We start from the raw sequence: 25,952 nt of genomic DNA, 5'->3' as shown, positions 1-25,952 counted from the left end.
GTGCCTATAAACACAAAACTCATTTTGTCATTTCACTTGGCAAACGGAGTCTGAACCCGGAGATCCCTTAGACGGAGAAGTACATAATATCCATAAATTAGGTGTCCGCCACTACATAAACCTTTTTCAAAATCGTTCATTCACCAAAAGACACATGGGTAATGCTCACTTTTTGCATATTGAAAACATAAAATATTCGCAAAATTGTGAAGGGGCACCGGGGCATGGACTGAGGATGGATAAAACAATATAGACTGTGAATGGTAAAAAAATGGAGATGCAACATTGCATCTCCATTTTTGTTTATTGTTGTTGCTGTTTTTGCATACGCTTCATGGCAGTAGAAAGCATCAGTTTAATGCGGTTTAACTGATTGACTTCCGAAGCACCCGGATCGTAATCGATTGCAACGATATTGGATTCCGGATGTTCACGGCGAATCTCTTTGATAACACCCTTACCGACAATGTGATTCGGCAGACAGCCAAATGGCTGAGCACAGATGATATTCGGAGCATCCTGCTCAATCAGTTCAAGCATTTCTCCGGTCAGGAACCATCCTTCACCGGTCTGGTTACCGATTGAAACGATATGTTCAGCCTGCTTCGCCAAATCTTCGATGTGAGAAGTCGGATAGAAGTGCTTACTCTTTGTCAGCTCATCGCGTGCAGCCTTGCGCAGCCACTCGAAGAATTTAATAATGCGGTTATTTCTGCGTTTTACCTTTTTGGCAGCACCCAGGTGATCAGCCTGGAAGTTTTGATTATAACAGCTGTAAAGCAGGAAGTCGGTCAAATCCGGAACAACTGCCTCAGCGCCTTCGGATTCCACAAGATCTGCGGCGTAATTGTTTGCTGCCGGAAGGAATTTAACAAGGATTTCGCCTACGATTCCGACACGAGGTTTCTTTAAGGTCTCATCAATCGGCAGATTATCAAAATCGCGAATCATTTCACGACACATCTTTTTGAATTTGCGATGAGAGAGCATTTTGGTATTGCCGACAAAATCAATACATCTTGCTTTCCATTTTTCGTGTAATGCATCTGCTGATCCTTTGACCAATTCGTATGGACGCATACGAAGGAGACAGCGCAGGAAAATATCACCGAATTCCAATGCATACAGACCATGCTGAATCAGACTTGGTGTCAGCTTAAAGCCCGGATTCTTTTCCAGACCAACCATGTTGATGGAGATGACAGGCACATCCGGATAGCCGGCTTTGATCAGGGCACGACGGATGAAATTGATGTAATTGGTTGCACGGCATCCACCACCGGTCTGTGAAATCAAAAGAGCAGTCTTGCTCATATCATACTCGCCGGAGAGGACAGCACTCATCAATTGGCCGACTACAATCAGGGATGGATAGCAGGCATCATTATTGACATATTTCAATCCGATATCCACGCATTCTTTGGCCGGGACATCCGGAATGACAAGATTGTATCCTGCAGCACGGAAGGCCGGAACCAGCATATCAAAGTGAATCGGCGACATCTGAGGACAGATAATCGTATAATTCTGGCGCATTTCTTCTGTGAAGACAACACGTTCATACTTTGAACTGGTCAGAGTGCGGGTTTCATTTTTCTTTTGCTTTACGCGAAGTGCTGCAATCAGGGAGCGGATACGAATACGTGCTGCTCCGAGGTTGTTTACTTCATCAATCTTCAGGCAGGTATAAATCTTTCCTGATTTGGTCAAAATATCGGATACCGCGTCTACGGTAACGGCATCAACACCGCAACCGAATGAATTGAGTTGAATCAAATCCAGGTCATCGCGGGTCTTGACATAGTTGGCTGCGGAATAGAGACGGGTATGATACATCCACTGGTCCATTACCATCAGAGGGCGTTCGAGGTTGCCGAGATGGGAAATGGAATCTTCCGTCAGAACACACATGCCATAGGAATTGATCATATCCGGAATACCATGGTTGATTTCCGGATCAACATGGTATGGACGGCCTGCAAGGACAATTCCGTGACGGCCGGTTTCTTTCATATATTGTAAGACTTCTTCGCCTTTTTGCATGATTTCGCGGCGTACCATGGCCAGTTCTTTCCATCCTTCGGAAACCGCATCGCGGATTTCTGATTCAGGAATGTCAAATTCCCTGGTAAAGCAGCTTACAAGTTCCTTGGACAATACTTCCTCGTCGGTAAATGCGAGGAACGGATTCAGAAAACGCATCTGTCCGCTTGTGATTTCATCCACATTATTCTTGATGTTTTCAGAATAAGAGGTGACAATCGGACAGTTGAAATGGTTGCCGGCATCCGGAAATTCATTTCGCTCATACGGAATCGCAGGATAGAAGATAAAATCGACATCATGCTGAATCAGCCATGAGATATGTCCGTGTGCCAACTTGGCCGGATAACATTCCGATTCACTTGGAATGGATTCGATACCCATTTCATAAACCTTACGCGTTGACTGCGGAGAGAGCTCCACATGGAATCCGAGCTTCTTAAAGAAAACAGCCCAGAACGGATAGTTCTCGTACATATTCAGTACACGCGGGATACCAACGGTTCCGCGCACTGCCTTCTCAATCGGAAGCGGTTCATAGTCAAAGATACGCTTGTTTTTATATTCATATAAATTTGGAATCTTTTCTTTGTTCTTTTCTTTCCCAAGACCGCGTTCACAACGGTTTCCGGTAATATACTGACGATTATCTGAGAAACGGTTGATGGTCAGGAGACAGTGGTTGGTACATCCCTGACAACGTGCAAGTTTGGTGGTATAGGTCAAAGCATTGATCTGCTCAATGGAGAGCATCGTAGTCTGCGGATTTTCCGCATAGCGCTCTTTGGCGATGAGAGCAGCGCCAAACGCACCCATGATTCCGGCGATATCCGGACGGGTTGCGTGTACGCCCGCAATTTTTTCAAAACTGCGCAATACCGCATCGTTGTAGAAGGTTCCACCCTGTACTACGATATTCTCGCCGAGTTCTTTTGCATCGGAGAGCTTGATTACCTTAAATAAAGCGTTTTTGATAACGGAATATGCAAGACCGGATGAAATATCCGCAACGCTTGCGCCTTCTTTTTGTGCCTGCTTTACTTTGGAATTCATAAATACGGTACAGCGGGTACCAAGGTCAATCGGATGTTGTGCAAACAAAGCTTCTTTTGCAAAATCCTGAACACTGTAATTTAAGGACTTCGCAAATGTTTCGATGAAGGAACCGCAACCGGAAGAACATGCCTCGTTCAACTGAACGGAGTCAACGGTCTGGTTCTTAATCTTGATACATTTCATATCCTGACCGCCGATGTCGAGGATACAGTCTACCTTCGGATCGAAGAAGGCAGCGGCATAATAATGTGCAACCGTTTCTACCTCACCCTCATCGAGCATTAAGGCGGCCTTTAATAATGCTTCACCATATCCGGTGGAGCAGGAGTGTACAATTTTTGCATTCTCAGGAAGCAGAGAATAAATCTCCTGAATCGAACGAATTGCTGTGGCAAGCGGACTTCCGTTGTTGTTGGAATAGAAGGAGTATAATAATTTTCCTTCTTCAGAAACCAAAGCAATCTTTGTGGTCGTAGAACCGGCATCGATTCCGAGATAGCAATTGCCTTCATAATCTGCAAGCTCTGCAGTTTCTACATGATGATTGCCATGACGTTCGGTAAATTCATCATATTCTTCCTGGGTGGCAAAGAGCGGTTCCATTCGCGCCACTTCGAATTCCATTTTGATGCCGTGACTCAGACGGTCAACAAGAGATGCAAGTGTTGTGGCGGATTCTTCCTTATAATTCAAAGCAGATCCGATTGCCGCAAACAGATGCGAATTCTCAGGGGTAATGGCATGTTCCTGATCCAGATTCAGAGTGCGGATAAATGCAGCTTTCAGCTCAGAAAGGAAGTGCAGCGGTCCACCGAGGAATGCCACATGACCGCGAATCGGCTTTCCACATGCAAGGCCGGAAATAGTCTGGTTCACCACCGCCTGGAAAATGGAAGCAGAAAGGTCTTCACGTGTCGCACCTTCATTGATGAGCGGCTGAATATCCGTCTTTGCAAATACACCACAACGGGCTGCAATCGGATAGATTGCCTGATATTCCTTGGCATATTCATTTAATCCCGGAGCATCTGTCTGAATCAGCGCAGCCATCTGGTCGATAAATGAACCTGTACCGCCGGCACAGATTCCGTTCATACGCTGTTCCACATTGCCATTCTCAAAATAGATGATTTTGGCATCTTCTCCACCGAGCTCGATTGCAACATCTGTCTGAGGGGCGTAATGCTGCAGTGCTGTTGATACTGCAATGACCTCCTGGACAAATGGGACTTCCAGATGCTTTGCGAGTGTCAGTCCGCCTGAACCGGTAATCATTGCGGATACATTGCAATCGCCGGCTTTTGACATGGCATCCTCGAGAAGAGAAGACAATGTCTCCTGGATATTGGCATAATGTCTTTTATAATCGGAAAATAAAAGTTTGTCGTTTGCATCCAGCAGAGCAACCTTTACAGTTGTCGAGCCGATGTCAATTCCAAGCTTAAACAAATTTTCCAAATTCATGTTCCTAACCTCCTTGTGCGTGTAAATGCGCAACTTACATTATTATAAAGCTTAAAATAGGAAAAAACAATGATTCAAATATAAAGAATTCCTAAATTACGAGCTTGCTCGTTGACATTTTTTCACAAAATCAATATAGTTTTCATAGAATCATATCTGAAAAAGAGAGGAAAGATATCCCATGAACTGGTTGGATAAATTAGAGCGGAAATATCCGCGTTTTGGAATTCGTAATATTACATTGTATCTGGTGCTTGCCAATGCCATTGGCTATTTCCTGCAGGGATCGCCTGTATTGTATTATTGTGAATTTGATGTTTATCATATATTACACGGAGAAATCTGGAGACTGTTTTCATGGATTTTAATTCCGTCAAATGGATCTGCATTTACGATGGTTATTTTTTTGCTGTGCGCTGCCAGCTGGGGACGAAGCCTTGAAATGATGCTTGGTACATTCCGCATCTCGGTCTTTGTGATTGGCGGGATTGTTTTGAGCGATATTCTGGGGGTCGTTTTTTATTTCGTATCCGGATTGGTACTTGCGGCAAACGGATTGAACCCTTCTTTGATGGGAATGGTCGGATTTGGTTTTTCTCCGGCATTGACGACTTATTATTTGATTCTCACCATTTTGATGCAGATGGCTTTGATGTATCCGGATGCGGAAGTGCGTCTGTGGTTTATTTTGCCGATGCGTATGAAGTGGATGTTTTGGCTTTTGATTGCTGAATTGGTTTATGAGGTTGGCAGAATTTTTTATATTATTCTGCAATCGTCGTTGCTTCCGACCAGCGTATTGGTGATGGGTGCCTTTTCGGCGACAGCCAGTGTATTTTTTGCACTGTTGAATCTGCTGGTCTTTTATCTGGCTTCCAAGAATCATGTGTCACGCAAGCACAAGAAACGTCAGCGCGAATTCCAACAGCAGTTCCGTGCGGCAGAGCCGAGACCGGGAAGCAATATTGCGCGCCATAAGTGTGCTGTCTGCGGACGCACGGATATCACAAATCCGGAATTGGAATTCCGTTATTGCTCGAAATGCCCGGGCGGTTATGAATATTGCAATGAGCATCTGTTTACGCATGTCCATCATTGACATCAATCATGATTGAAATTATAATTTTATAATAGTTATGCGATAGAAGTCGCAGGGAAAAGGAGAATTTTTTTATGGAAAACGAAGTGGTCTCAAAGAATTTTATCGAGAACATTATCGAAAAAGATATCGCAGAAGGACGGTGTGAAAAGGTAATTACACGTTTCCCTCCGGAACCAAACGGTTATCTGCACATTGGACATGCGAAAAGTATTCTTTTGAATTATGGATTATCAAAAGAATATGGTGGAAACTTCCATTTCCGTTTTGATGATACAAACCCGACCAAGGAAAAAACCGAATTCGTTGATTCGATTAAAGCGGATGTACAGTGGCTTGGTGCGGACTGGGGTGAAGATTTGTTCTTTGCTTCCGATTATTTTGAAAAAATGTATGAGTGCGCAATCAAATTGATTAAGGATCAGAAAGCTTATGTATCCGATCTGACCGCGGATGAAATCCGTGAATATCGCGGTACTTTAACCGAGCCTGGCAAGGAAGACCCTTATGCAAGCCGTTCGGTAGAAGAGAACTTAAAGTTGTTCGAAGGCATGAAGAACGGTGAGTTTGAGGATGGCTCAAAGGTATTGCGTGCCAGAATTGATATGACTTCTTCGAATATCAATATGCGTGATCCGATTCTGTATCGTGTTGCCCATATGACACATCATAATACCGGTGACAAGTGGTGCATCTATCCGATGTATGATTTTGCCCATCCGATTGAGGATGCGATTGAGGGAATTACCCATTCGATTTGTACACTGGAATTTGAAGACCACAGACCGCTTTACGATTGGGTTGTCATCAACTGTGGATTCAAGAATACTCCGGAAGAGGCACCAAAGCAGATCGAATTTGCAAAATTATATCTGACCAATGTGGTAACCGGAAAGAGATATATCAAAAAGCTGGTAGAAGACGGAATTGTTGACGGGTGGGATGATCCTCGTCTGGTCAGCATTGCAGCGCTTCGTCGCCGCGGTTACACACCGGAATCCATCCAGAAATTCGTAGAGCTTTGCGGCGTTTCAAAGGCCAACAGTTCTGTGGATTATGCAATGCTTGAATATTGCATCCGCGAGGACCTCAAAATGAAAGTGCCTCGTATGATGGCAGTTACCAGACCGCTGAAAGTCGTAATCGACAACTTCCCGGAAGGAGAAGTGGAATACGTTGAGGTGGACAACAATCTCGAGAATCCGGAACTTGGCAAGCGTAAAGTGCCATTTACAAGAGAACTTTATATTGAGCAGGACGATTTCATGGAGGAACCGCCAAAGAAATATTTCCGCATGTTCCCTGGGAATGAAGTGCGCCTGATGAATGCATATTTTGTAAAATGCGAAAGCTTTGAAAAGGACGAAAACGGCAATGTGACGGTTGTACATTGTACTTACGATCCGGCTTCCAAGGGTGGTAACAGCCCGGATGGTCGCAAAGTAAAAGGAACCATTCACTGGGTATCCGCAGAATACGGCAAACGCGTAACTGTTCGTCTGTATGAGAATCTTGTCGATGAGGAAAAGGGTGTTTACAATCCGGAAGACGGCAGTGTCAATGTTAATCCGAATTCCCTTACCGTATTGGAAGATGCTGTTGTTGAGCCTGCTTTAACAGAAGGAAAAGCATTTGACAGCTATCAGTTTGTCCGCAACGGCTTTTTCTGTGTGGATTGCAAAGATTCAAAAGAAAATGCACCGGTATTTAATCGCATTGTCTCTTTGAAGAGCTCTTTTAAATTACCGAATGCTTAAAAAGGATAGAAAGGCTGGGTTATAATATGAGTGATAATTTATTATCCGGATTAGAGAAACTTGGTTTGGATGTGTCCGGTATGGACAATTTGTTTGCGGAAGAAAAGAAAGAACCGGTAAAGCAGGAAGAAACGGCTGCGCCGGTTGACAATACTCCGAAGGAGACAGAATTCCTATTGGAGAAATCGATTCGCTGCCCGATGTGTGAAAAGGTTTTTAAGACCAAAAATATCAAGAGTGCGAGAGCACGCAGACTCGGAGCTGATCCGGATTTGCGTCCACGCTATGAATATGTCGATCCGACCAAATATGATGTGGACTCCTGCCCATTCTGCGGATATACTGCAATCAGCAGATTCTTCCCTGGGGAGAATCTCACCAGCATTCAGAGAAAAGCACTGCAGGAAGGCGTTTGTGCCAAGTTGACGAAATATATCAATGAGGCACCGGCGCTTCCGGAAACCTATACCTATGATGAGGCTGTGGAGCGATATAAGCTCGCATTGTTTAATGCAATGGTCAAGAATGCAAAGACCAGTGAAAAGGCATATACCTGTCTGAAGATTTCCTGGTTGATGAGAGGAAAAGCCGAAGAACTCGAAGCTGCAGAGAACAAGGATGAGGCTGCAATTGCAGCGGCGCGTGCGGAAGAGAACAAATTCTATGAGCAGGCCTATGATGGAATGACAAAGGCGCTGAGCACGGAAAATACTCCAATCTGTGGTATGGATCAGTCCACAGTGGAATATCTGCTTGCACAGATGGCATTCAAGCTCAAGAAATATACCGAGAGTTCAAGACTGGTTGCCAACATTCTGGTATCCCAGACAGCAGGAAACAATGTCAAGAATAAGGCACGCGACCTGAAAGATGAATTGGTTAATGCAATTCGTGCCGGTAAATAAATCTGATTTTATATTTAAATAAAAAAGAACGGATGTGATTCATCCGTTCTTTTTATTTGCAATATTATTTTTTCAAATCCTTGGTATTCTGAAGCATCATTGCGCGAACCTTTAATGGGAGCCCGAATAAGGTGATGAATCCGTCTGCATCATGATGATCATACTGGTCACCGGTGGTGAAGGAGGCAAGGGAATCACTGTATAATGAATATGGTGATGTGGTTCCGGCCTTGATGATATTTCCTTTGTAAAGCTTGAATTTGACTTCGCCGGTCACATATTCCTGAGTGGATTCCACGAATGCCTGGAGCGCTTCACGAAGAGGAGTGAACCATTTGCCTTCGTATACGACCTGCGCAAGCTTGTTTCCGATTTCTTTTTTCATTTCCATGGTAGCGCGATCGAGACACAGTTCCTCCAACTGATCATGTGCTTCCATCAGAATTGTTCCGCCCGGTGTCTCATATACGCCACGGCTCTTCATACCAACCACGCGGTTTTCTACGATATCGATGATTCCGATTCCATGCTTGCCGCCGAGACGGTTTAATTCACGGATGATATCGGATACTTTCATTTCCTTTCCGTTGACTGACTTCGGTACACCTTTTTCGAAGGTCATGGTTACATATTCAGGTTCATCCGGTGCTTTCTCCGGAGAAACAGACAATACGAGGAGATGATCGTAGTTTGGTTCAAGAGAAGGATCCTCGAGTTCAAGTCCTTCGTGAGAAATATGCCACAGGTTACGATCGCGGCTGTAGCTGGAATCGGTTCCGAATGGCAGATCAATACCATGCTTTTTACAATATTCAATTTCTGCTTCACGGGAATCCATATTCCAATTGTCCTGACGCCAAGGAGCGATAACTTTGATATCAGGAGCGAGTGCCTTGATTCCGAGCTCAAAACGAATCTGGTCGTTTCCTTTACCGGTAGCACCGTGGCAGATTGCAACAGCACCTTCTTTGCGGGCAATTTCCACCAGCTTCTTTGCAATTCCCGGACGAGCCATGGAAGTGCCGAGCAGATATTTGTGCTCATATACTGCACCCGCCTGCACGCATGGAACAATATAATCATCACAAAATTCATCTACGATATCTTCTATATATAATTTGGTGGCGCCGGAATACTTCGCACGCTCATCCAAACCATCGAGTTCTTCTTCCTGGCCGCAGTCTACACAGCAGCAGATGACATCGTAATTATAAGTTTCTTTTAACCATGGGATGATTGCGGTGGTGTCAAGTCCACCGGAATATGCCAAAACAACCTTTTCCTTCATATACAGATTCCTTTCTTAAATTAATATCTTTATTTGTTTAAAGCATCACACTGTAGTTACTATACAATATCTTTTTTTGACTTGCAAGCGAAAAAATATACAGTTTGTTTGAATAATAACTATGATTTTTGTATAAAATTTAACTTTACTAAAATAAAGCGCTGTACTATTATGTTTATAAAAGCGATAATATCATTTTTTATCGAAGAAAAAGAGTAGGAGCAGACATATGATTAAAGTTGGAATTATTGGCGCGACAGGATACGCCGGAGCAGAACTGGTTCGCCTTTTGCTTAACCATCCTCAGGCAGAAATTAAATGGTATGGATCAAGAAGTTATATTGATCAAAATTTTGCGGATATTTACAGAAACTTTTTTGAATTGGTAGATGCAAGCTGTATGGATGATAATATGGAAGCACTTGCCGATCAGGTGGATGTGATCTTTACTGCGACACCGCAGGGATATCTGGCAGGCGTGCTGACAGAAGAAATTTTGCAAAAGACGAAGATTGTGGATTTGTCTGCAGACTATCGAATCAAAGATGTGTCGGTATACGAAAAGTGGTATGGAATTACACATAAAAGTCCTCAGTTTATTCAGGAGGCTGTCTATGGATTGTGTGAAATCAATCGTAATCTGATCAATGAGCAGACCAGACTGATTGCAAATCCTGGTTGTTATACAACCTGTTCCATTTTGACGGCTTATCCATTGGTAAAAGAAGGCCTGATTGATCCGTCTACCTTAATCGTCGATGCAAAGAGTGGTACTTCCGGAGCCGGAAGAGGTGCAAAGACCCCGAATCTGTTCTGTGAAGTCAATGAAAATATCAAAGCATACGGCGTGACTTCTCATCGTCATACACCGGAAATCGAAGAACAGCTCGGCTATGCGGCCGGTCATGAGATGACAATTAATTTTACACCGCATTTGGTTCCGATGAACCGCGGAATTCTGGTGACAGAATATGCATCTCTGATGAAAAAGGTTACTTATGAAGAAGTAAAGGCTGTTTATGACCGCTATTATAAAGATGAAAAATTTGTTCGTGTGCTCCCGCAGGGCGTTTGCCCGGAGACCAAATGGGTGGAAGGAAGCAATTATGTGGATGTCAATTTTGTTATTGATGAACGCACGAATCGCATCGTTATGATGGGTGCGCTGGACAATCTTGTCAAAGGTGCGGCAGGACAGGCTGTACAAAATATGAATCTGTTGTTTGGTTTGGAGGAGGCCACCGGATTGAATCTGGTACCGTGCTTCCCGTAAGAGGTATGATCTTAGATGTCGGAAATAAAATATACGCTTCGCGTGATGAAAGAAGAAGATTATGATCAGGTTTATCATCTTTGGATGAGTATTCATGGGTTTGGAATCCGCTCCATTGATGATTCGAAGGAGGGCGTGACACGTTTTCTGAAACGCAATCCGTCTACGAGTGTGGTTGCAGTTGTGAATCAGCAGATCGTCGGCGCAATCCTGTGTGGGCATGATGGCCGACGCGGCTGTATGTATCATGTCTGTGTTGATGAGCAATACCGGAAGCATGGAATCGGAAAAGCCATGGCAGTCTTTTGCATGAAGGCTTTGCAGGAAGAAGGTATTAACAAAGTCAGCCTGATTGCATTTAAATCCAATGCACTCGGCAACCGTTTTTGGAAGGATGCAGGTTGGACTTTTCGGGAAGATTTGAATTATTACGATTTTACATTGAACGAAGCGAATATTACCCGCTTTAATTCATAGGAGGATAAAAATGACAGAACAAATCATGCAGGAACAGGCAATGGCAAAAGCACAGGTGCTCATTGAAGCATTACCTTATATACAGAGATTTAACCGCAAAATCATTGTGGTCAAATATGGTGGATCGGCCATGGTCGATGAAAATTTAAAAAAGCAGGTGATTGAAGACTGCACTTTGCTGAAACTGGTTGGATTTAAGCCGATTATTGTACATGGCGGCGGAAAAGAAATCAGCAAATGGGTCGGCAAAGTCGGAATGGAGCCTGAATTTGTCAACGGTTTGCGCAAGACAGATGCAGCAACCATGGAAGTTGCGGAAATGGTATTAAACAAAGTCAATAAATCTCTGGTAAAGCTCGTACAGGAGCTCGGTGTCAATGCAATCGGAATCAGCGGAAAAGACGGCGGTTTATTGAAGGTGACAAAGAAATATTCGGATGGACAGGACATCGGATTTGTCGGTGAAATCAATGAGGTCAATCCGCAAATTCTGTATGATTTGCTCGAAAAGGACTTTTTGCCGATTGTATGCCCAATCGGAATGGACAGCAATTATGAGACTTATAATATCAATGCCGACGATGCGGCATGTGCAATTGCACGTGCAGTCAATGCGGAGAAATTGGCATTTTTGACTGATATCGCAGGTGTTTACAAAGATTTTGACGATCCGAATTCTCTGATTTCGGAACTGACTGCATCTGAGGCCCGCGAATTAATCGAGAGCGGATATATCGGAGGTGGAATGCTGCCGAAACTTTCCAATTGCATTGATGCGATTGACAATGGAGTATCGCGCGTACATATTCTCGACGGACGGATTGCGCATTGTCTGTTGCTGGAAATCTTTACCAATAAAGGAATCGGAACTGCGATTTTAGGAGATAAGGAGGATCGTTTTTATCATGAGTAGTCAGGAGTATATGAACATTGCGGAAGCAAATTTGCTTCATACCTATAATCGGTTTCCACTCGTGATTGATCATGGAGAGGGTGTCTATCTGTATGATTGCGAAGGTAAGAAATACTTGGATTTTGCTGCCGGGATTGCGGTCAATTCTCTGGGATACAGTGACGAGTATTACAAAAATGCGCTGAAAAATCAGGTGGATGCAGTTTTGCACACATCCAATTTGTATTACAATCCACCGATTGCAAAAGCCGCGGAGAAACTTCTGAAGGCGGCGCAAATGGATCGCGTATTTTTTACCAACAGCGGAACGGAAGCCATTGAGGGCGCATTAAAGGCTGCAAAAAAATATGCCTATACCAAAACCGGACATGCAGGGCATGAAATTATCGCCATGGAACATTCTTTCCACGGACGTAGCATCGGTGCACTCTCCGTAACTGGGAATGCGCATTACCGCGAGGCATTTGAACCATTGATGGGCGGCGTGAAATTTGCGACCTTTAATGATTTTGAAAGTGTCAAAGCACAGGTCAATGAAAATACCTGCGCCATTATCATGGAGACCGTACAGGGCGAGGGTGGTATTTATCCGGCTGATCCGGATTTTCTGAAAGCAATCCGCAAACTTTGTGATGAAAAAGACATTTTGCTGATTCTTGATGAAATCCAATGTGGTATGGGCAGAACCGGTTCGATGTTTGCTTGGCAGGATTACGGCATCCGTCCGGATATTATGACCAGTGCGAAGGCACTCGGCTGCGGTGTGCCGGTCGGTGCATTTCTGATGACGGAAAAAGTGGCACAGGCTTCTCTGGTACCGGGAGATCACGGCACCACCTATGGTGGAAATCCGTTTGTGGGTGCGGCTGTATCTGCGGTAATGGATCGCTATGAGCAGCTTGACTTGTGCAATCATGTCAAAGAATTGTCTGCTTATCTCGATAGTAGATTAAACGGGCTGATGGAGCAGTATGACTGCATTACCGAGGTGCGCGGCAAAGGCTTTATGAAAGGACTTGTATGCACCAAGCCGGTCGGTAAAGTTGCGGCAAAAGCATTGGAGCAGGGGCTGATTGTGATTACAGCCGGAGCGGATGTGATTCGTTTGGTTCCGCCGCTTGTCATCCAAAAAGAGCACATCGATGAGATGATTGAAAAGTTGTCTGCCGTACTTTCTATGGAGATTGCATAAAAACCGAAATAAATTTGAAAACATCTTGTAATATTTTTAAAAACAATTTAAAATATGGATGGGCATGAAACCTCCTTCCCCATATCGGGAAGGAGTATTTTATGAAACTGAATTCGACAGTCACATTTGTGGCTGCTTTTTCGTTATTATTGATTGGTTGCGGCCGGGAACAGAAGATGGTGCTTGACCATGTCGATACTGAGAAGTCGACAATGGTAATTGAAGAAACGAGTACAAAAATCTTTGTCTACATCTGCGGTGCCGTACAAAAGCCGGGTGTATATGAGATGCCGGAAAATGCGCGCGTCTGCGATCTGATTCGTTGTGCCGGAGGCTTTTGCGAGAATGCAAAAGAGGACTATTATAACCAGGCCGAGTTGTTGTTTGATGGCGAAAAAGTTTATATTCCGACAGAAGATGAATTCATACAGAACGAATCGCAGGTTTCGACCGATTCCGGGAAAGTGAATATCAATCTGGCCGATTCAACGGAATTGATGACGATTCCGGGGATTGGTGCGACAAAGGCTGCAGCGATTGTTGCATACCGGGAGGCGAATGGAAAGTTTCAGCACATCGAAGATATTGTAAATGTAAGTGGAATCGGCGATTCGACTTATCAAAATATGAAAGATTATATTACAATAAGTTAAACCAAAGGAAAACAGTATGGCAAAGAAAGTTTTGGTCGTAGATGATGAAAAATTAATTGTAAAAGGAATCCGCTTCAGCCTGGAGCAGGATGGCTATGAGGTGGATTGTGCATATGACGGAGAGGAAGCACTCTCGATGGCACAGCAGAATGTATATGACATGATTTTGCTTGATATCATGCTTCCGAAGATGGATGGATATGAAGTATGTCAGGCAATCCGTGAATTTTCCAATATGCCGATTATTATGCTGACAGCCAAAGGGGATGATATGGACAAAATCCTTGGACTTGACTACGGCGCGGACGATTATATTACCAAACCTTTTAATATCCTTGAAGTAAAGGCCCGCATCAAAGCGATTATGCGTCGTACTGTCAGCGCACAGCCGGTTGTTTCAACCAATGAGTCTATCATCGAGAAAGGTGATTTGCGCCTTGACTGTGATAGCCGCAGATTGTTTATTCTCGGAGAAGAATGTAATCTGACTGCGCGTGAATTCGAAATTCTTGAGCTTTTGGTGCGCAATGAGAATAAGGTTTACAGCCGTGAAAATCTCTTGAATACTGTTTGGGGAGAGGGATATCCGGGAGATGTGCGTACAGTGGATGTACATGTGCGTCGCCTCCGCGAAAAAATTGAATCCAACCCGTCTGAACCGAAATATGTTCATACCAAATGGGGCGTTGGATATTATTACAACCAGAAGTAACAGGTGTCATGAACCATGAAGAAAAAAACACATTTTTATTATTTCATGAAAAGTCTTAAGACGCATATTATCTTACTCGTGATCATTCTTATTTTGTTCCCGAGTTTGATTATCAGTGCGGTTCTTGTCAAAAATTATGAGTCTCATGCGGTATCGGTTCGTGAAAGCGAAATCTCTGCGCAGGCGCTTCTGATTGCGAATCAGATCGGAAGCAGCGACAAATTCCAAAAAGACCAGATTACAAGTGATTTAGAATCTCAGATAGCAATCCTGTCTACACTTTACGACGGCCGTGTGCTTGTCGTAAATGATGTATACCGGATTATTTATGATACCTACAATCAGGATAACCGCAAAATAATTATTGCACGTGAAGTGATGCAAAGTCTGCGCGGCGAGACGATGATTTCGTATGACAGTGAAAACCGTTATATTGAGATGACGATTCCGATTACGAATCCGGAGGAGGCCAGTCAGAAGGCAAAAGGTGTGCTTGTTGTTTCGGTATCGACCGACAGCATCGGTCTCAACAAAGATTATCTGAAAAATCTGGCGATGGTTGTAGTTTCCATCATTGTTTTTGCGTTTGGCGCATTTGGAATATTTGCCGCATTTGTCCTGACGAGGCCATTGAAGAAAATTTCTTCCGCAATTGAGCATGTGCAGGGAGGATATCACGGCGAGGAAACATTGCAGGTCAATAATTTTACCGAGACCATTGAAATATCCGAGAAGTTCAATGAATTTTTCGCAAAAATGAAATTGATGAATGATTCGCGTGAAGAATTCGTATCCAATGTGTCACATGAGCTGAAGACACCACTGACTTCCATAAAGGTATTGGCGGATTCGATTAATTCTATGCCGGATGCACCGCTTGAGATGTATCAGGAATTCATGGGAGATATCACCAATGAAATTGACCGTGAGACAAAAATCATCAATGATTTGCTGTCACTGGTAAGAATGGACAAATCATCTTCTGATGTCAACATCGAGAACCTGAATATCAATGAATTGGTAGAACAGATTCTCAAACGACTGCAACCGATTGCGGACAAGCAAAAGGTGGCTCTGGTACTCGAGAGCTTCCGACCGATTATGGCCGATGTGGATGAAGTGAAGATTACGCTTGCGATTACCAATCTGATTGAAAATGCCATTAAATATAACAGAAATGACGGAGAGGGATGGGTCCATATTTCCCTCAATGCGGATCATCAGTATTTTTATCTCAAGGTGGAAGACTCGGGAATGGGCATTCCGGAAGAATCGCTGGATCATATTTATGAGAGATTTTATCGCGTTGATAAATCTCATTCCCGTGAAATCGGAGGAACCGGACTGGGACTTGCAATCACGAGAAATGCAGTCCTGATGCATCGCGGCGCCATCAAGGTATATTCTGTTCTCGGAGAGGGCACAACATTTGATGTGCGCATCCCGCTTAAATTTATTGTATAGGAGGCGCGGTATGAAAAAGAAAATGATTTCAATACTGTCTGTCCTTTGCCTGTTCCTGGGATTGTTTGCAACGGGTTGCGGCAAACAATCACATGACGGAGATATTCTTGTTTATTATTTGAATCTGGATGGAACATCCATCGAAGAAGGGTATTTTCATGTCGAGGATGCAAATGACAGACAGGGTGTTGATTTATATCTGTATGCACTTGCAAAAGGACCGGAAGCGGATGATATCACAAAAACAATTCCGGATTCTGTCAAAGTGCTGGATTATCATGTCAATGATTACTTTTTGTTTTTGAACTTTTCTTCGGAATATAATGATATTCCAAAGGAGGAAGAGGTGCTGATCCGGGCGGCCATTGTCCGGACATTGACACAGATTCCGGATGTGATGTATGTCAGCTTTCAGGTAGAGGGCGAGACTTTGACAGATGCCAGAGGCGACGCCATCGGACCGATGAGTGCAGAGAATTTCGTCGAGAACCCGGATGCGGCAATTAATACCAGCCATCATACGGATTTGACATTATATTATGCATCAAAAGACGGAAACACGCTGGTTCCGGAAGTGCAATCTGTATATTACAGTTCCAATGAATCCCTGGAAAAGCTGATTGTCAAGAAACTGATTCAGGGACCGAAAGATTCCGATCTGATGCAGACAATTCCGTCGTCAACCAACATTATTACGGTTTCCATGATGGACGGAGTATGCTATGTGAATCTTGATTCCAATTTTCTAAACCAGAATCAGGAAATTTCGGAAGAAGCGGTATTGTATTCCATTGTCGATTCGCTGACCGAACTCGAAGTGGTCAAAAAAGTACAACTTTCCATCAATGGTGATACCTCCGGAAAAGTGCGATATATTTATGATCTCTCTGAAATGTATGAGCGAAATGAGAGTCTGATTGAAATACCGGTTTCGACAGAGGAGGAGACGCAGGAATGATCAAACGCCCCGTGTTTTTTGTCGCGTGTGCGTTTGGATGCGGAATCCATTATGCGATTTTTCGTGATCCTTTGATATTACTAATCGGAGGAATTGTTCTGCTGTGTGGAACGGTTTCTCCGTTGCGTGCAAAGAAGAGAGGATGGTTCTTCTTTGCAATCTTTATTTATCTGACAGCCCTTGCACTGGGCTATTCTCATGGAGCTGCTTCCGAACACAGGAAGCAGATTCAACAAAACGGATTGTATGACGGCCAGTCGATTGATTTATGTGGCAAAATCGTCAAACGAATTCCCCAAAAGACAAGAACTGCATATTTGTTGCGCGAACAGGAACCGGTCGAAGGCCGCCTGGTATTGTTGTATGAAAACAAACCACAGGATTTCAGGGTGGGAGAGACTGTGATTTGCAACGGTACCGTTTCAGTATTTGCCCCGGCGCGTAACTTCGGCAATTTTGATTCAAAAACATATTATCAGTCGCTTGGAATTGCAGTTGCATTATATGATGCGGTTAAATTGAAAAGTGATGGCAAATATGATCTGCTGGCTGAATGGTACAACCGGTTGCACATACAAATCAGACAAAGATACGCACAATATCTGCCGACAGATACCGCAAATGCGTTGCTTGCAATGGTATGGAATGACAAGAGTGGATTGTCGGAAACAGTAGAAGAACGATATCGGAGGGCAGGCATCGCGCATGTCTTTGCGGTATCCGGGTTACATCTGTCCATTCTCGTTTTGGGACTCTATCATTTCCTGCGAAAGCGACGCGTGAGCTTTGCTTGTGCGGCTGCGGTCGGAACCTTGATCGGATGGGGCTATCTGGGAATCACCGGAAATGGGATTGCGACACAAAGAGCACTGTTTATGCTATTGCTTGTTTTATGGGCAAATGTATGCGGCAGGAGCTGTGATATGCTGAATTCGCTCGGTGCCTGCTTTTTGATTCTTTTGTGGTCGAACCCGTATTATCTTCAAAACACGGGATTTTTGCTTTCATTTGCTGCGGTGGGCGGCGTGGCGGTCTGGAATCTGTTTGGCAATCGGAAATGGACGCCTGTCGGGATTGCATTATTTACTTATCCTGTGATGTTATGGTTCTTTTATTATCTGTCATTGTATGCATTGTTTCTTAATCTTATTGTACTTGCGTTAATGCCGGTTTTGCTTGGGATGGCGTTTGCAGGCACGATTCTTTGCGCGGTGTTCGCGCCGGCACATCTGTTATTATATGGATGCAAACTCATTCTGGATTTGTTTTTATGGCTTTGTGATTTGAGTTCTCATTTGCCGTTTGCATGTTTGATTCGCGGCAGGCCGGCAATTTCATTTATGATCATCTATTATATGATACTTTTGTTTGGCATCTATTGTCTGAATCGGCATCCGGTTGGCAAGAGTGTGCTGATTGCAGGCCTTTTGCTTGCTCTGATTGTCCCGAAAAGCAGGCCTTTTTCAGTCGCTGTGCTGGATGTCGGGCAGGGAGATGGGACTTATATCCATACGAAAAGCGGAATGAATTTGTTTTTTGACGGAGGCAGTTCCGATATCGGCAAAGTGGGAAGCAATCGCATCCGGCCTTTTTTGGAGGCAAGCGGAGCAGGGAGGATTGATTACTGGTTTTTGTCGCATTTGGATGAAGATCATTATAATGGGCTCTGTGAAATGCTTGATGACGGATATCCGGTATCTCATATTGTGATGTCGGACTTCTCCGCACATACATTGCACGATGATGCGCCCGATTTATATGAAGCAATTCATAAAAATCAGATTGATGTGATTACGATGTCAAAGGGAAGCCTGATTTCCGACGAATCCATACGGATCGACTGTTTGTGGCCCCAAAAGGGCACTGTGGCTGATCGCAATGATGCATCTTTATCACTGGTCATACGAACAGATACATTCAATGGCTTGATTTGCGGAGATTTGCCGTCTTTTGCAGAACAGCAGCTGGTGCCACAGCTGGAGAATGAGAGAGTTGACTGGTACAAATGCAATCATCACGGGTCGAATTATTCGAGCATTGATGAATTCCTTTCCTGCATCAGGCCAACCTATACAACCATATCGTGCAGTCTCCATAACCACTACGGACATCCCGGAAAAGAATGTGTTTCGCGCCTGCTTGCAGTCGGTTCACAAATCCTGTATACTATGGATTCAGGACAAATAAGTTTATTTGCCGATCAAGATGGAATTAAAATTGAAAAATTTCTGATTTATGGTTGACAAAAGGAATAGGTTTGCCCTATTATATTTTAGTGTGCTTATGAAAGCTTTATCCGTGTCTTGCTTATCATAAGCGATTCATATTATTTTTAAGAAAACAGACTATCACAATTGGAGGTGAACAGATTGGCTAACATCAAATCTGCTAAGAAAAGAATTTTAGTTACAGAGACAAGAGCAGCTAGAAACAAAGCAATCCGCTCTGAGGTTAAGACTTGTGTAAAGAAGGTTGAGGCAGCTGTAGTAGCAGCTGATAAGGCTACCGCTGAGGCAGAGCTTAAGAATGCAATCGCTGTAATTGAGAGCGCAGCTTCTAAGGGCGTATATCACAAGAACAATGCAGCTAGAAAAGTTTCTCGTTTAACAAAGCTTGTTAACGGAGTAGCTTAATCGCTGTCAAAATCACCCTATAATAACAATAAATAAAAACCACTGGAACCGTCATTCCAGTGGCTTTTTTATTGTGAATGCCTGATGATAAACAACTCAACGGCAATTTGTTCATCGAGATTGCCGCGCTTAAATGCATAATCAAGATCGGCAAGTTCTTCGAGAATGTTTTTTAAATCCGCCAGCGTATAATTTTTGCACTGCGCAATATATTTCTTGACAAAAAATGATGCGACACCGGCTTTTTTGGCAATGTCATTGTAGGATGCGCTCGACATCGACTTGACGGTTAAGAGAATTTTGTAATGTCGTGCAATCAGATTGAGCGTTTTGACCGCTGCAACTTTTAATGTCAGCAAGTCATAATAGAGTGATAAAGCTTTGGCCTGGTTGCATACGCTGATGGCATCAATCATTTCAAAAACCTTGTCCTCAATGCGCGTACTGGTGATGGCTCGAATGTCCTCATCGGTGATCACAGGGCGCTCGCCGGTATAACTGATGACTTTTTCCATCTCCATATTGATGGTGCCCATGTCCGAACCGGTGCGGGACAGGAACAGATTCAATGTCTGTGCGGACAATTGTTTGCCTTCTTTTTTAAAGCGGGAGACAATCCATGTCTGGATGGTACGTTCATCCATCGTGCTAAAGTCAATGGCGCTTCCGTTTTTGGCAATGGCCTTGTATAACCTGCCACGCTTGTCTATGCTTTTTTCGCAAAAAATAAAATAGGTTGTCTCAGGAATCTCACTCATGTATTCGACAATGCGATCCGGATTGTCTTTGAAAAAAGAAGAATTCTCGATGAGAAGCAGACGCTTGTCGCTGAAAAAAGGCAATGTTTCTGCCAAATCGACGACTTCGGCAGAGTCGGTTTCTTCCCCTTCAAAGCGTGTGAAATTCATCGTATCTTCGCGCCCGGTAAGTGCATTGATCAGTTTGTCCCGGTATTGGAGAAGCAGATAACGCTCATCTCCAAACAGGAGATATACATGTTTCAGTTGTCCTGATTTAATATCTTCATCAATTGTTTTCATGAAGATATAGTATCATATATTAGCATTTTTAAGCAACAAATGGTATGATATAAAGATAATAAAAAAATAATAGGAGAGTTTGCGCTTATGGTTGATTACACAGAGGGAAGCGGTAAGCAATATCATACAAATGTAGGACCGGGAGATGTCGGCAAATATGTGATTCTTCCGGGAGATCCAAAAAGATGTGCCAAAATTGCAGCACATTTTGTTCATCCTGTACTGGTGGCAGATTCAAGAGAATATGTGACTTATACAGGTACAATTAACGGAACCAAAGTATCTGTCACTTCAACAGGTATCGGAGGTCCGTCCGCATCGATTGCCATTGATGAACTGGCAAAATGCGGTGCGGATACATTTATCAGAGTAGGAACAAGTGGTGGAATGCAGCCGGAAATCATCGGCGGCGATATCGTGATTGCAAACGGTGCGGTTCGAATGGAAGGAACCAGCCGAGAATTTGCACCAATCGAATATCCTGCAGTTCCGGATTTTCATGTCACCAATGCGCTTGTTCAGGCGGCAGACCGCTTAAACAAGAAATATCATGTCGGCGTGGTTCAATGCAAAGATTCCTTCTTTGGACAGCATGAGCCGGAGATTATGCCGGTCAGCTATGAACTTGAACAAAAATGGGAAGCATGGAAACGCATGGGATGCCTGGCATCCGAGATGGAATCAGCAGCTTTGTTTATTGCCGGTTCGTTCCTTCGTGTGCGTGTGGGAAGCTGCTTTTTGGTCGTTGCGAATCAGGAACGTGCAAAGCTTGGTCTTGACAATCCACAGGTGCATGATACGGAATCTGCAATCGAGTGCGCCGTGGAAGCCATTCGCATTTTGATCGAACAGGATCAGAGGGAAAGTTTATGAACAAAAGTGATTTAACAGAGATTCAAAAGAATAATTTAATAGATGCTGCATATTCTGCACGCAAATTTGCCTATGCGCCTTATTCCAAATATACGGTTGGAGCGGCACTGTTGGCAAAAAATGGTAGTATTTTTACCGGATGCAATATCGAGAATGCTGCATATACACCGACCAATTGTGCGGAGCGTACTGCTTTTTTCAAGGCGGTCAGCGAAGGCATTCGCGAATTTGATGCGATTGCAATTGTAGGCGGACCGGATGATGTCGAAGAACCGACTGCCGGAACTCCGTGTGGAGTCTGCCGTCAGGTGATGATGGAATTCTGTGATCCGCAGGAATTTTTGATCGTCCTGCCCGATCAGGTGATGACATTAAAAGAAATTTTACCGCTGGGATTCGGACCGGCACATTTAAATATCAGAGAATAATTTTTTTGGAGGATAACAATATGGATACAAACAAAATTTTAGGTGCATGTGATCATACTCTTTTGGCACAGACCGCAACTTGGGATGAGATTAAGGGAATTTGTGATGATGCAATGAAATATCATACAGCATCAATTTGTATTCCGCCTTGCTATGTAAAGCAGGCAGCTGAATATATGAACGGAGCGATTCCGGTATGTACCGTCATCGGATTCCCGAACGGAAATCATACCACTGCTTCAAAAGTTTTTGAAACCAAGGATGCCATTGCAAATGGCGCATCCGAAATCGACATGGTCATCAATATCGGACAGTTAAAAGCAAAGAATTATGATTATGTATTGGATGAAATCAAGCAGATTAAAGCTGCATGCGGCGATCTGGTATTAAAAGTCATCATCGAGACCTGCCTTTTGACTGACGACGAAAAAATCAAAATGTGTGAAATCGTGACAGAATCAGGTGCTGATTTCATCAAGACTTCGACCGGATTTTCTACTGCAGGTGCAACGTTTGCTGACATTGAATTATTTGCAAAACATGTCGGTAAAGATGTGCAGATGAAGGCTGCCGGCGGAATCGGTTCGTTGGAAGATGCAGAGAAGTTTATGGAACTTGGCGCAAGTCGTCTTGGAACCAGCCGCATTGTAAAGATCGTAAAGGCACAGGCATAACAAAAGAGAAGAGGTGGTGTCTATGGCACAAAAATATAATCGAATTTTCTTAATTGTTTTGGATTCTCTCGGAATCGGAAATGCAAAAGATGCAGCAAAATTCAATGATGAAGGTGCTGATACGCTCGGACATATCTCCGAAACCGTCAGCCATTTGAACATTCCGAATATGCAAAAACTCGGTTGGGCAAATTTAAAAGCATTAAAGCAGGTTGCCCCGGTAGACAAACCAATGGGACGCTTCCTGAAAGCGAACGAAGCTTCCAACGGAAAAGATACCATGACCGGTCACTGGGAAATGATGGGAATCCTAACCACAAAACCGTTTATCACCTTTACAGAGACCGGATTCCCGGATGAATTGATTCGGGAAATCGAAAAGCGAAGCGGTCGCAAGGTCATCGGAAACAAGTCTGCAAGCGGTACGGAAATTATCGAAGAACTCGCAGAGCAGGAAATCAATGAAAACAAACTGATTGTCTATACTTCGGCAGATTCTGTTTTGCAGATCTGCGGAAATGAAGAGACCATGGGTCTTGAAAAATTATATGAATATTGTGAGATGGCAAGAGAGCTGACCCTGCGCGATGAGTGGCGTGTGGGCCGTGTCATTGCGCGTCCTTATGTCGGCAAACATCCGGGCGAATTTAAGCGTACCTCAAACCGCCATGACTATGCACTTTCTCCAACCGGAAAGACAGCGCTTGATGCATTGAAAGAAAACGGACTGGATGTGATTTCGGTCGGCAAGATTCATGACATCTTTAACGGTGCGGGCCTGACGGAAGGTCATCATTCCGATTCATCGGTTCATGGAATGGAACAGACAATTGAAATTGCAAAGCGTGATTTCAAAGGACTTTGCTTTACCAACCTGGTAGACTTTGATGCCCTTTGGGGACATCGCCGCAATCCGATCGGATACGGCGAGGAGATTGAGCGCTTTGATGTCAAACTCGGAGAACTGCTTCCGTTGCTTCGCGAAGATGATTTGCTGATTCTGACTGCAGATCACGGAAACGATCCGACTTATACGGGAACCGATCATACCAGAGAACAGGTTCCGATGGTATTTTATTCTCCTTCCTTTGATCATGGAAATGAATTGCCGGAAGTGGATTCGTTCGGAGTGCTTGGTGCAACCATTACAGACAATTTTGGTGTGGCATATCCTAAGGACTGCATCGGAACATCCATTTTGGAAAAATTATAATTTAGAATAGGAATTTGTATTATGTCAATCGACCAGAGTAAAATCAGAAATTTTTGTATTATCGCGCATATTGACCACGGTAAATCTACCCTGGCAGATCGTATCATTGAAAAAACAGGAACACTGACAAGCAGAGAAATGCAGGCTCAGGTGCTGGATAATATGGATCTCGAACGAGAGCGGGGCATCACCATCAAATCTCAGGCTGTTCGCATTATTTATAAGGCCAAAGACAATGAGGAATATATTTTTAACCTGATTGATACGCCGGGCCATGTCGACTTCAATTATGAAGTGTCGCGCAGTCTGGCGGCCTGTGACGGAGCGATTCTCGTTGTTGATGCGGCACAGGGTGTTGAGGCACAGACACTGGCCAATGTTTATCTGGCAATGGATCATGACCTCGATGTATTTCCGGTTATCAACAAAGTGGATTTGCCATCTGCAAGACCGGAAGAGGTTGCAACCGAAATCGAAGATGTGATCGGAATTGAAGCAATGGATGCGCCACGCATTTCCGCAAAGACCGGACTGAATATCGAAGATGTGCTCGAGGCGATTGTACATAAGATCCCGGCGCCGACAGGCGACGCAAGTGCACCGCTTCAGGCGTTGATTTTTGACGCGGTATATGATTCCTATAAAGGAGTTATCACATTCTGCCGAATCAAAGAAGGAACGGTCAAAGTCGGCGACCGCATTTGTATGATGGCAACCGGTGCACAGGATATTGTCACGGAAGTGGGATATTTCGGTGCGGGCCAGTTTATTCCTTGTGAGGAACTTTCCGCCGGAATGGTTGGATATATTTGTGCAAGCATCAAAAATGTGCGAGATACCCGTGTCGGTGATACGGTGACCAATGCAGACCGTCCGTGCAAGGAGGCTCTGCCGGGATACAAGAAAGTCAATCCGATGGTTTACTGCGGTTTGTATCCGGCTGATTCCGCCAAATATCCGGATTTGCGGGATGCACTTGAAAAATTACAGATCAATGATGCATCATTGCAATTTGAGCCGGAGACTTCGTTGGCATTGGGCTTTGGATTCCGATGCGGATTCCTTGGCTTGTTGCATCTGGAAATCATTCAGGAACGTCTGGAGAGAGAGTTTGATCTGGATTTGGTCACCACTGCACCGGGTGTAGTTTATAAAGTGCACAAATCAAACGGGGAAGTGATTGATTTGACCAATCCGTCCAATCTCCCGGATCCGTCTGAAATTGAATATATGGAAGAGCCTTATGTTTCTGCCGAGATTATGGTGACAAAGGATTATGTTGGTGCAATCATGACATTGTGCCAGGAGCGTCGAGGCATCTATCTGTCCATGGAATATATTGAGGAGACCAGAGCCATCATCAAATATGAACTCCCGTTAAATGAGATTATTTATGATTTCTTCGATGCATTAAAATCACGTTCACGCGGTTATGCATCCTTTGATTATGAATTCAAGGGATATGAGAGAAGTGAGCTGGTTAAGTTGGATATTATGATCAACCGCGAGATGGTCGATGCGCTGTCCTTTATTGTATTTAAAGAGAGTGCATACGAGCGTGGCAGAAGAATGTGCGAACGATTAAAAGGCGAAATCCCTCGTCATTTGTTTGAAATTCCGATTCAGGCTGCGGTCGGCGGCAAGATTATTGCGCGTGAGACCGTCAAGGCGATGCGCAAGGATGTGCTTGCAAAATGCTATGGCGGTGATATTTCCCGCAAGAAGAAATTGCTTGAGAAACAAAAAGAAGGAAAGAAACGCATGCGCCAGGTGGGAAATGTAGAAATCCCGCAGGAAGCATTTATGAGTGTTTTGAAACTGGATGAGGACTAGTCAA

At 43.9% G+C, this 25,952-nt stretch carries 21 protein-coding genes; 18 read left to right on the top strand and 3 right to left on the bottom strand.

Going from position 1 to position 25,952, the window contains the following annotated elements; genetic code table 11:
* Nucleotides 1-303: 303 nt before the first annotated feature.
* Nucleotides 304-4,563 carry a 2-hydroxyacyl-CoA dehydratase gene (locus CSX02_RS01370; protein ID WP_099385347.1) on the bottom strand — a complete coding sequence of 1,420 codons (4,260 nt, stop codon included), beginning with the start codon at nt 4,561-4,563 and terminating at the stop codon, nt 304-306.
* Between the two features lie 181 nt (nt 4,564-4,744).
* On the opposite strand from CSX02_RS01370, the gene CSX02_RS01365 reads away from it, so the two are divergent.
* The 3 genes from CSX02_RS01365 to CSX02_RS01355 all read left to right on the top strand — a co-directional run bounded on the left by CSX02_RS01365 (nt 4,745) and on the right by CSX02_RS01355 (nt 8,324).
* Nucleotides 4,745-5,662, top strand: a complete 918-nt coding sequence (locus tag CSX02_RS01365; RefSeq protein ID WP_099385346.1) for a hypothetical protein — start codon at nt 4,745-4,747, stop codon at nt 5,660-5,662.
* Between the two features lie 74 nt (nt 5,663-5,736).
* On the top strand, nt 5,737-7,419 hold the full coding sequence (locus CSX02_RS01360) for a glutamine--tRNA ligase/YqeY domain fusion protein (protein WP_099385345.1): 1,683 nt from the start codon (nt 5,737-5,739) through the stop codon (nt 7,417-7,419).
* Between the two features lie 26 nt (nt 7,420-7,445).
* Nucleotides 7,446-8,324, top strand: a complete 879-nt coding sequence (locus tag CSX02_RS01355) for a DUF2225 domain-containing protein (RefSeq protein ID WP_031543078.1) — start codon at nt 7,446-7,448, stop codon at nt 8,322-8,324.
* Nucleotides 8,325-8,388: 64 nt separating this feature from the next.
* Here the strand turns inward: CSX02_RS01355 and CSX02_RS01350 are convergent, their stop codons facing one another.
* On the bottom strand, nt 8,389-9,612 hold the full coding sequence (locus CSX02_RS01350) for an argininosuccinate synthase (RefSeq protein WP_031543080.1): 1,224 nt from the start codon (nt 9,610-9,612) through the stop codon (nt 8,389-8,391).
* 229 nt (nt 9,613-9,841) lie between these two features.
* Here CSX02_RS01350 and argC point away from each other — a divergent pair, with 229 nt between their 5' ends.
* The 10 genes from argC (at nt 9,842) to rpsT (ending at nt 19,887) form a co-directional block, all read left to right on the top strand.
* The gene (argC, locus tag CSX02_RS01345; RefSeq protein WP_099385344.1) at nt 9,842-10,885 is read left to right on the top strand and encodes an N-acetyl-gamma-glutamyl-phosphate reductase; all 1,044 of its coding nucleotides are present in this window, start codon (nt 9,842-9,844) and stop codon (nt 10,883-10,885) included.
* Nucleotides 10,886-10,900: 15 nt separating this feature from the next.
* Nucleotides 10,901-11,362, top strand: a complete 462-nt coding sequence (locus CSX02_RS01340; RefSeq protein ID WP_099385343.1) for a GNAT family N-acetyltransferase — start codon at nt 10,901-10,903, stop codon at nt 11,360-11,362.
* A 10-nt stretch (nt 11,363-11,372) separates the two neighbouring features.
* Nucleotides 11,373-12,275 (top strand): acetylglutamate kinase, encoded by a 903-nt coding sequence (gene argB / locus CSX02_RS01335; protein ID WP_099385342.1) that lies wholly within the window; start codon nt 11,373-11,375, stop codon nt 12,273-12,275.
* Nucleotides 12,268-13,467: an aspartate aminotransferase family protein gene (locus CSX02_RS01330; RefSeq protein WP_099385341.1), complete on the top strand. Its 1,200-nt coding sequence runs from the start codon at nt 12,268-12,270 to the stop codon at nt 13,465-13,467. Before argB ends, CSX02_RS01330 begins: the two co-directional genes overlap by 8 nt.
* Before the next feature lie 101 nt (nt 13,468-13,568).
* Complete coding sequence (locus CSX02_RS01325) at nt 13,569-14,120, top strand: helix-hairpin-helix domain-containing protein (protein WP_099385340.1); 552 nt, start codon at nt 13,569-13,571, stop codon at nt 14,118-14,120.
* Nucleotides 14,121-14,136: 16 nt separating this feature from the next.
* Entirely contained in the window at nt 14,137-14,832 is a 696-nt protein-coding gene (locus tag CSX02_RS01320; protein ID WP_031543093.1) for a response regulator transcription factor, read from the top strand.
* Nucleotides 14,833-14,847: 15 nt separating this feature from the next.
* Nucleotides 14,848-16,296 carry a sensor histidine kinase gene (locus tag CSX02_RS01315; RefSeq protein WP_099385339.1) on the top strand — a complete coding sequence of 483 codons (1,449 nt, stop codon included), beginning with the start codon at nt 14,848-14,850 and terminating at the stop codon, nt 16,294-16,296.
* A gap of 10 nt (nt 16,297-16,306) precedes the next feature.
* Nucleotides 16,307-17,254, top strand: a complete 948-nt coding sequence (locus CSX02_RS01310; RefSeq protein WP_189281271.1) for a GerMN domain-containing protein — start codon at nt 16,307-16,309, stop codon at nt 17,252-17,254.
* Entirely contained in the window at nt 17,251-19,497 is a 2,247-nt protein-coding gene (locus CSX02_RS01305) for a ComEC/Rec2 family competence protein (protein WP_099385337.1), read from the top strand. Before CSX02_RS01310 ends, CSX02_RS01305 begins: the two co-directional genes overlap by 4 nt.
* A 126-nt stretch (nt 19,498-19,623) precedes the next feature.
* Nucleotides 19,624-19,887, top strand: coding sequence for a 30S ribosomal protein S20 (rpsT, locus tag CSX02_RS01300; protein WP_031543102.1), 264 nt, complete (start codon nt 19,624-19,626; stop codon nt 19,885-19,887).
* A gap of 68 nt (nt 19,888-19,955) precedes the next feature.
* Here the strand turns inward: rpsT and holA are convergent, their stop codons facing one another.
* Nucleotides 19,956-20,927, bottom strand: coding sequence for a DNA polymerase III subunit delta (gene holA / locus CSX02_RS01295; RefSeq protein WP_099385336.1), 972 nt, complete (start codon nt 20,925-20,927; stop codon nt 19,956-19,958).
* Between the two features lie 87 nt (nt 20,928-21,014).
* Here holA and udp point away from each other — a divergent pair, with 87 nt between their 5' ends.
* Genes udp through lepA form a run of 5 tightly spaced genes read left to right on the top strand, consistent with a single transcriptional unit; the run spans nt 21,015 to nt 25,948 of the window.
* Complete coding sequence (gene udp, locus CSX02_RS01290; RefSeq protein ID WP_099385335.1) at nt 21,015-21,800, top strand: uridine phosphorylase; 786 nt, start codon at nt 21,015-21,017, stop codon at nt 21,798-21,800.
* Nucleotides 21,797-22,228: a cytidine deaminase gene (locus CSX02_RS01285; RefSeq protein WP_031543107.1), complete on the top strand. Its 432-nt coding sequence runs from the start codon at nt 21,797-21,799 to the stop codon at nt 22,226-22,228. Before udp ends, CSX02_RS01285 begins: the two co-directional genes overlap by 4 nt.
* A 20-nt stretch (nt 22,229-22,248) precedes the next feature.
* Nucleotides 22,249-22,902, top strand: a complete 654-nt coding sequence (deoC, locus tag CSX02_RS01280) for a deoxyribose-phosphate aldolase (protein WP_099385334.1) — start codon at nt 22,249-22,251, stop codon at nt 22,900-22,902.
* Between the two features lie 22 nt (nt 22,903-22,924).
* On the top strand, nt 22,925-24,115 hold the full coding sequence (locus CSX02_RS01275) for a phosphopentomutase (protein WP_099385333.1): 1,191 nt from the start codon (nt 22,925-22,927) through the stop codon (nt 24,113-24,115).
* A gap of 21 nt (nt 24,116-24,136) precedes the next feature.
* Nucleotides 24,137-25,948 carry a translation elongation factor 4 gene (gene lepA / locus CSX02_RS01270; protein WP_031543112.1) on the top strand — a complete coding sequence of 604 codons (1,812 nt, stop codon included), beginning with the start codon at nt 24,137-24,139 and terminating at the stop codon, nt 25,946-25,948.
* Nucleotides 25,949-25,952 lie beyond the last annotated feature (4 nt).

Origin of the sequence: Agathobacter ruminis, from assembly GCF_002735305.1 — a bacterium.
Lineage (GTDB): Bacteria > Bacillota > Clostridia > Lachnospirales > Lachnospiraceae > Roseburia > Roseburia ruminis.
Note: the sequence above shows the minus strand (reverse complement) of the source record. Positions and strands in the feature narration are given on the sequence as shown.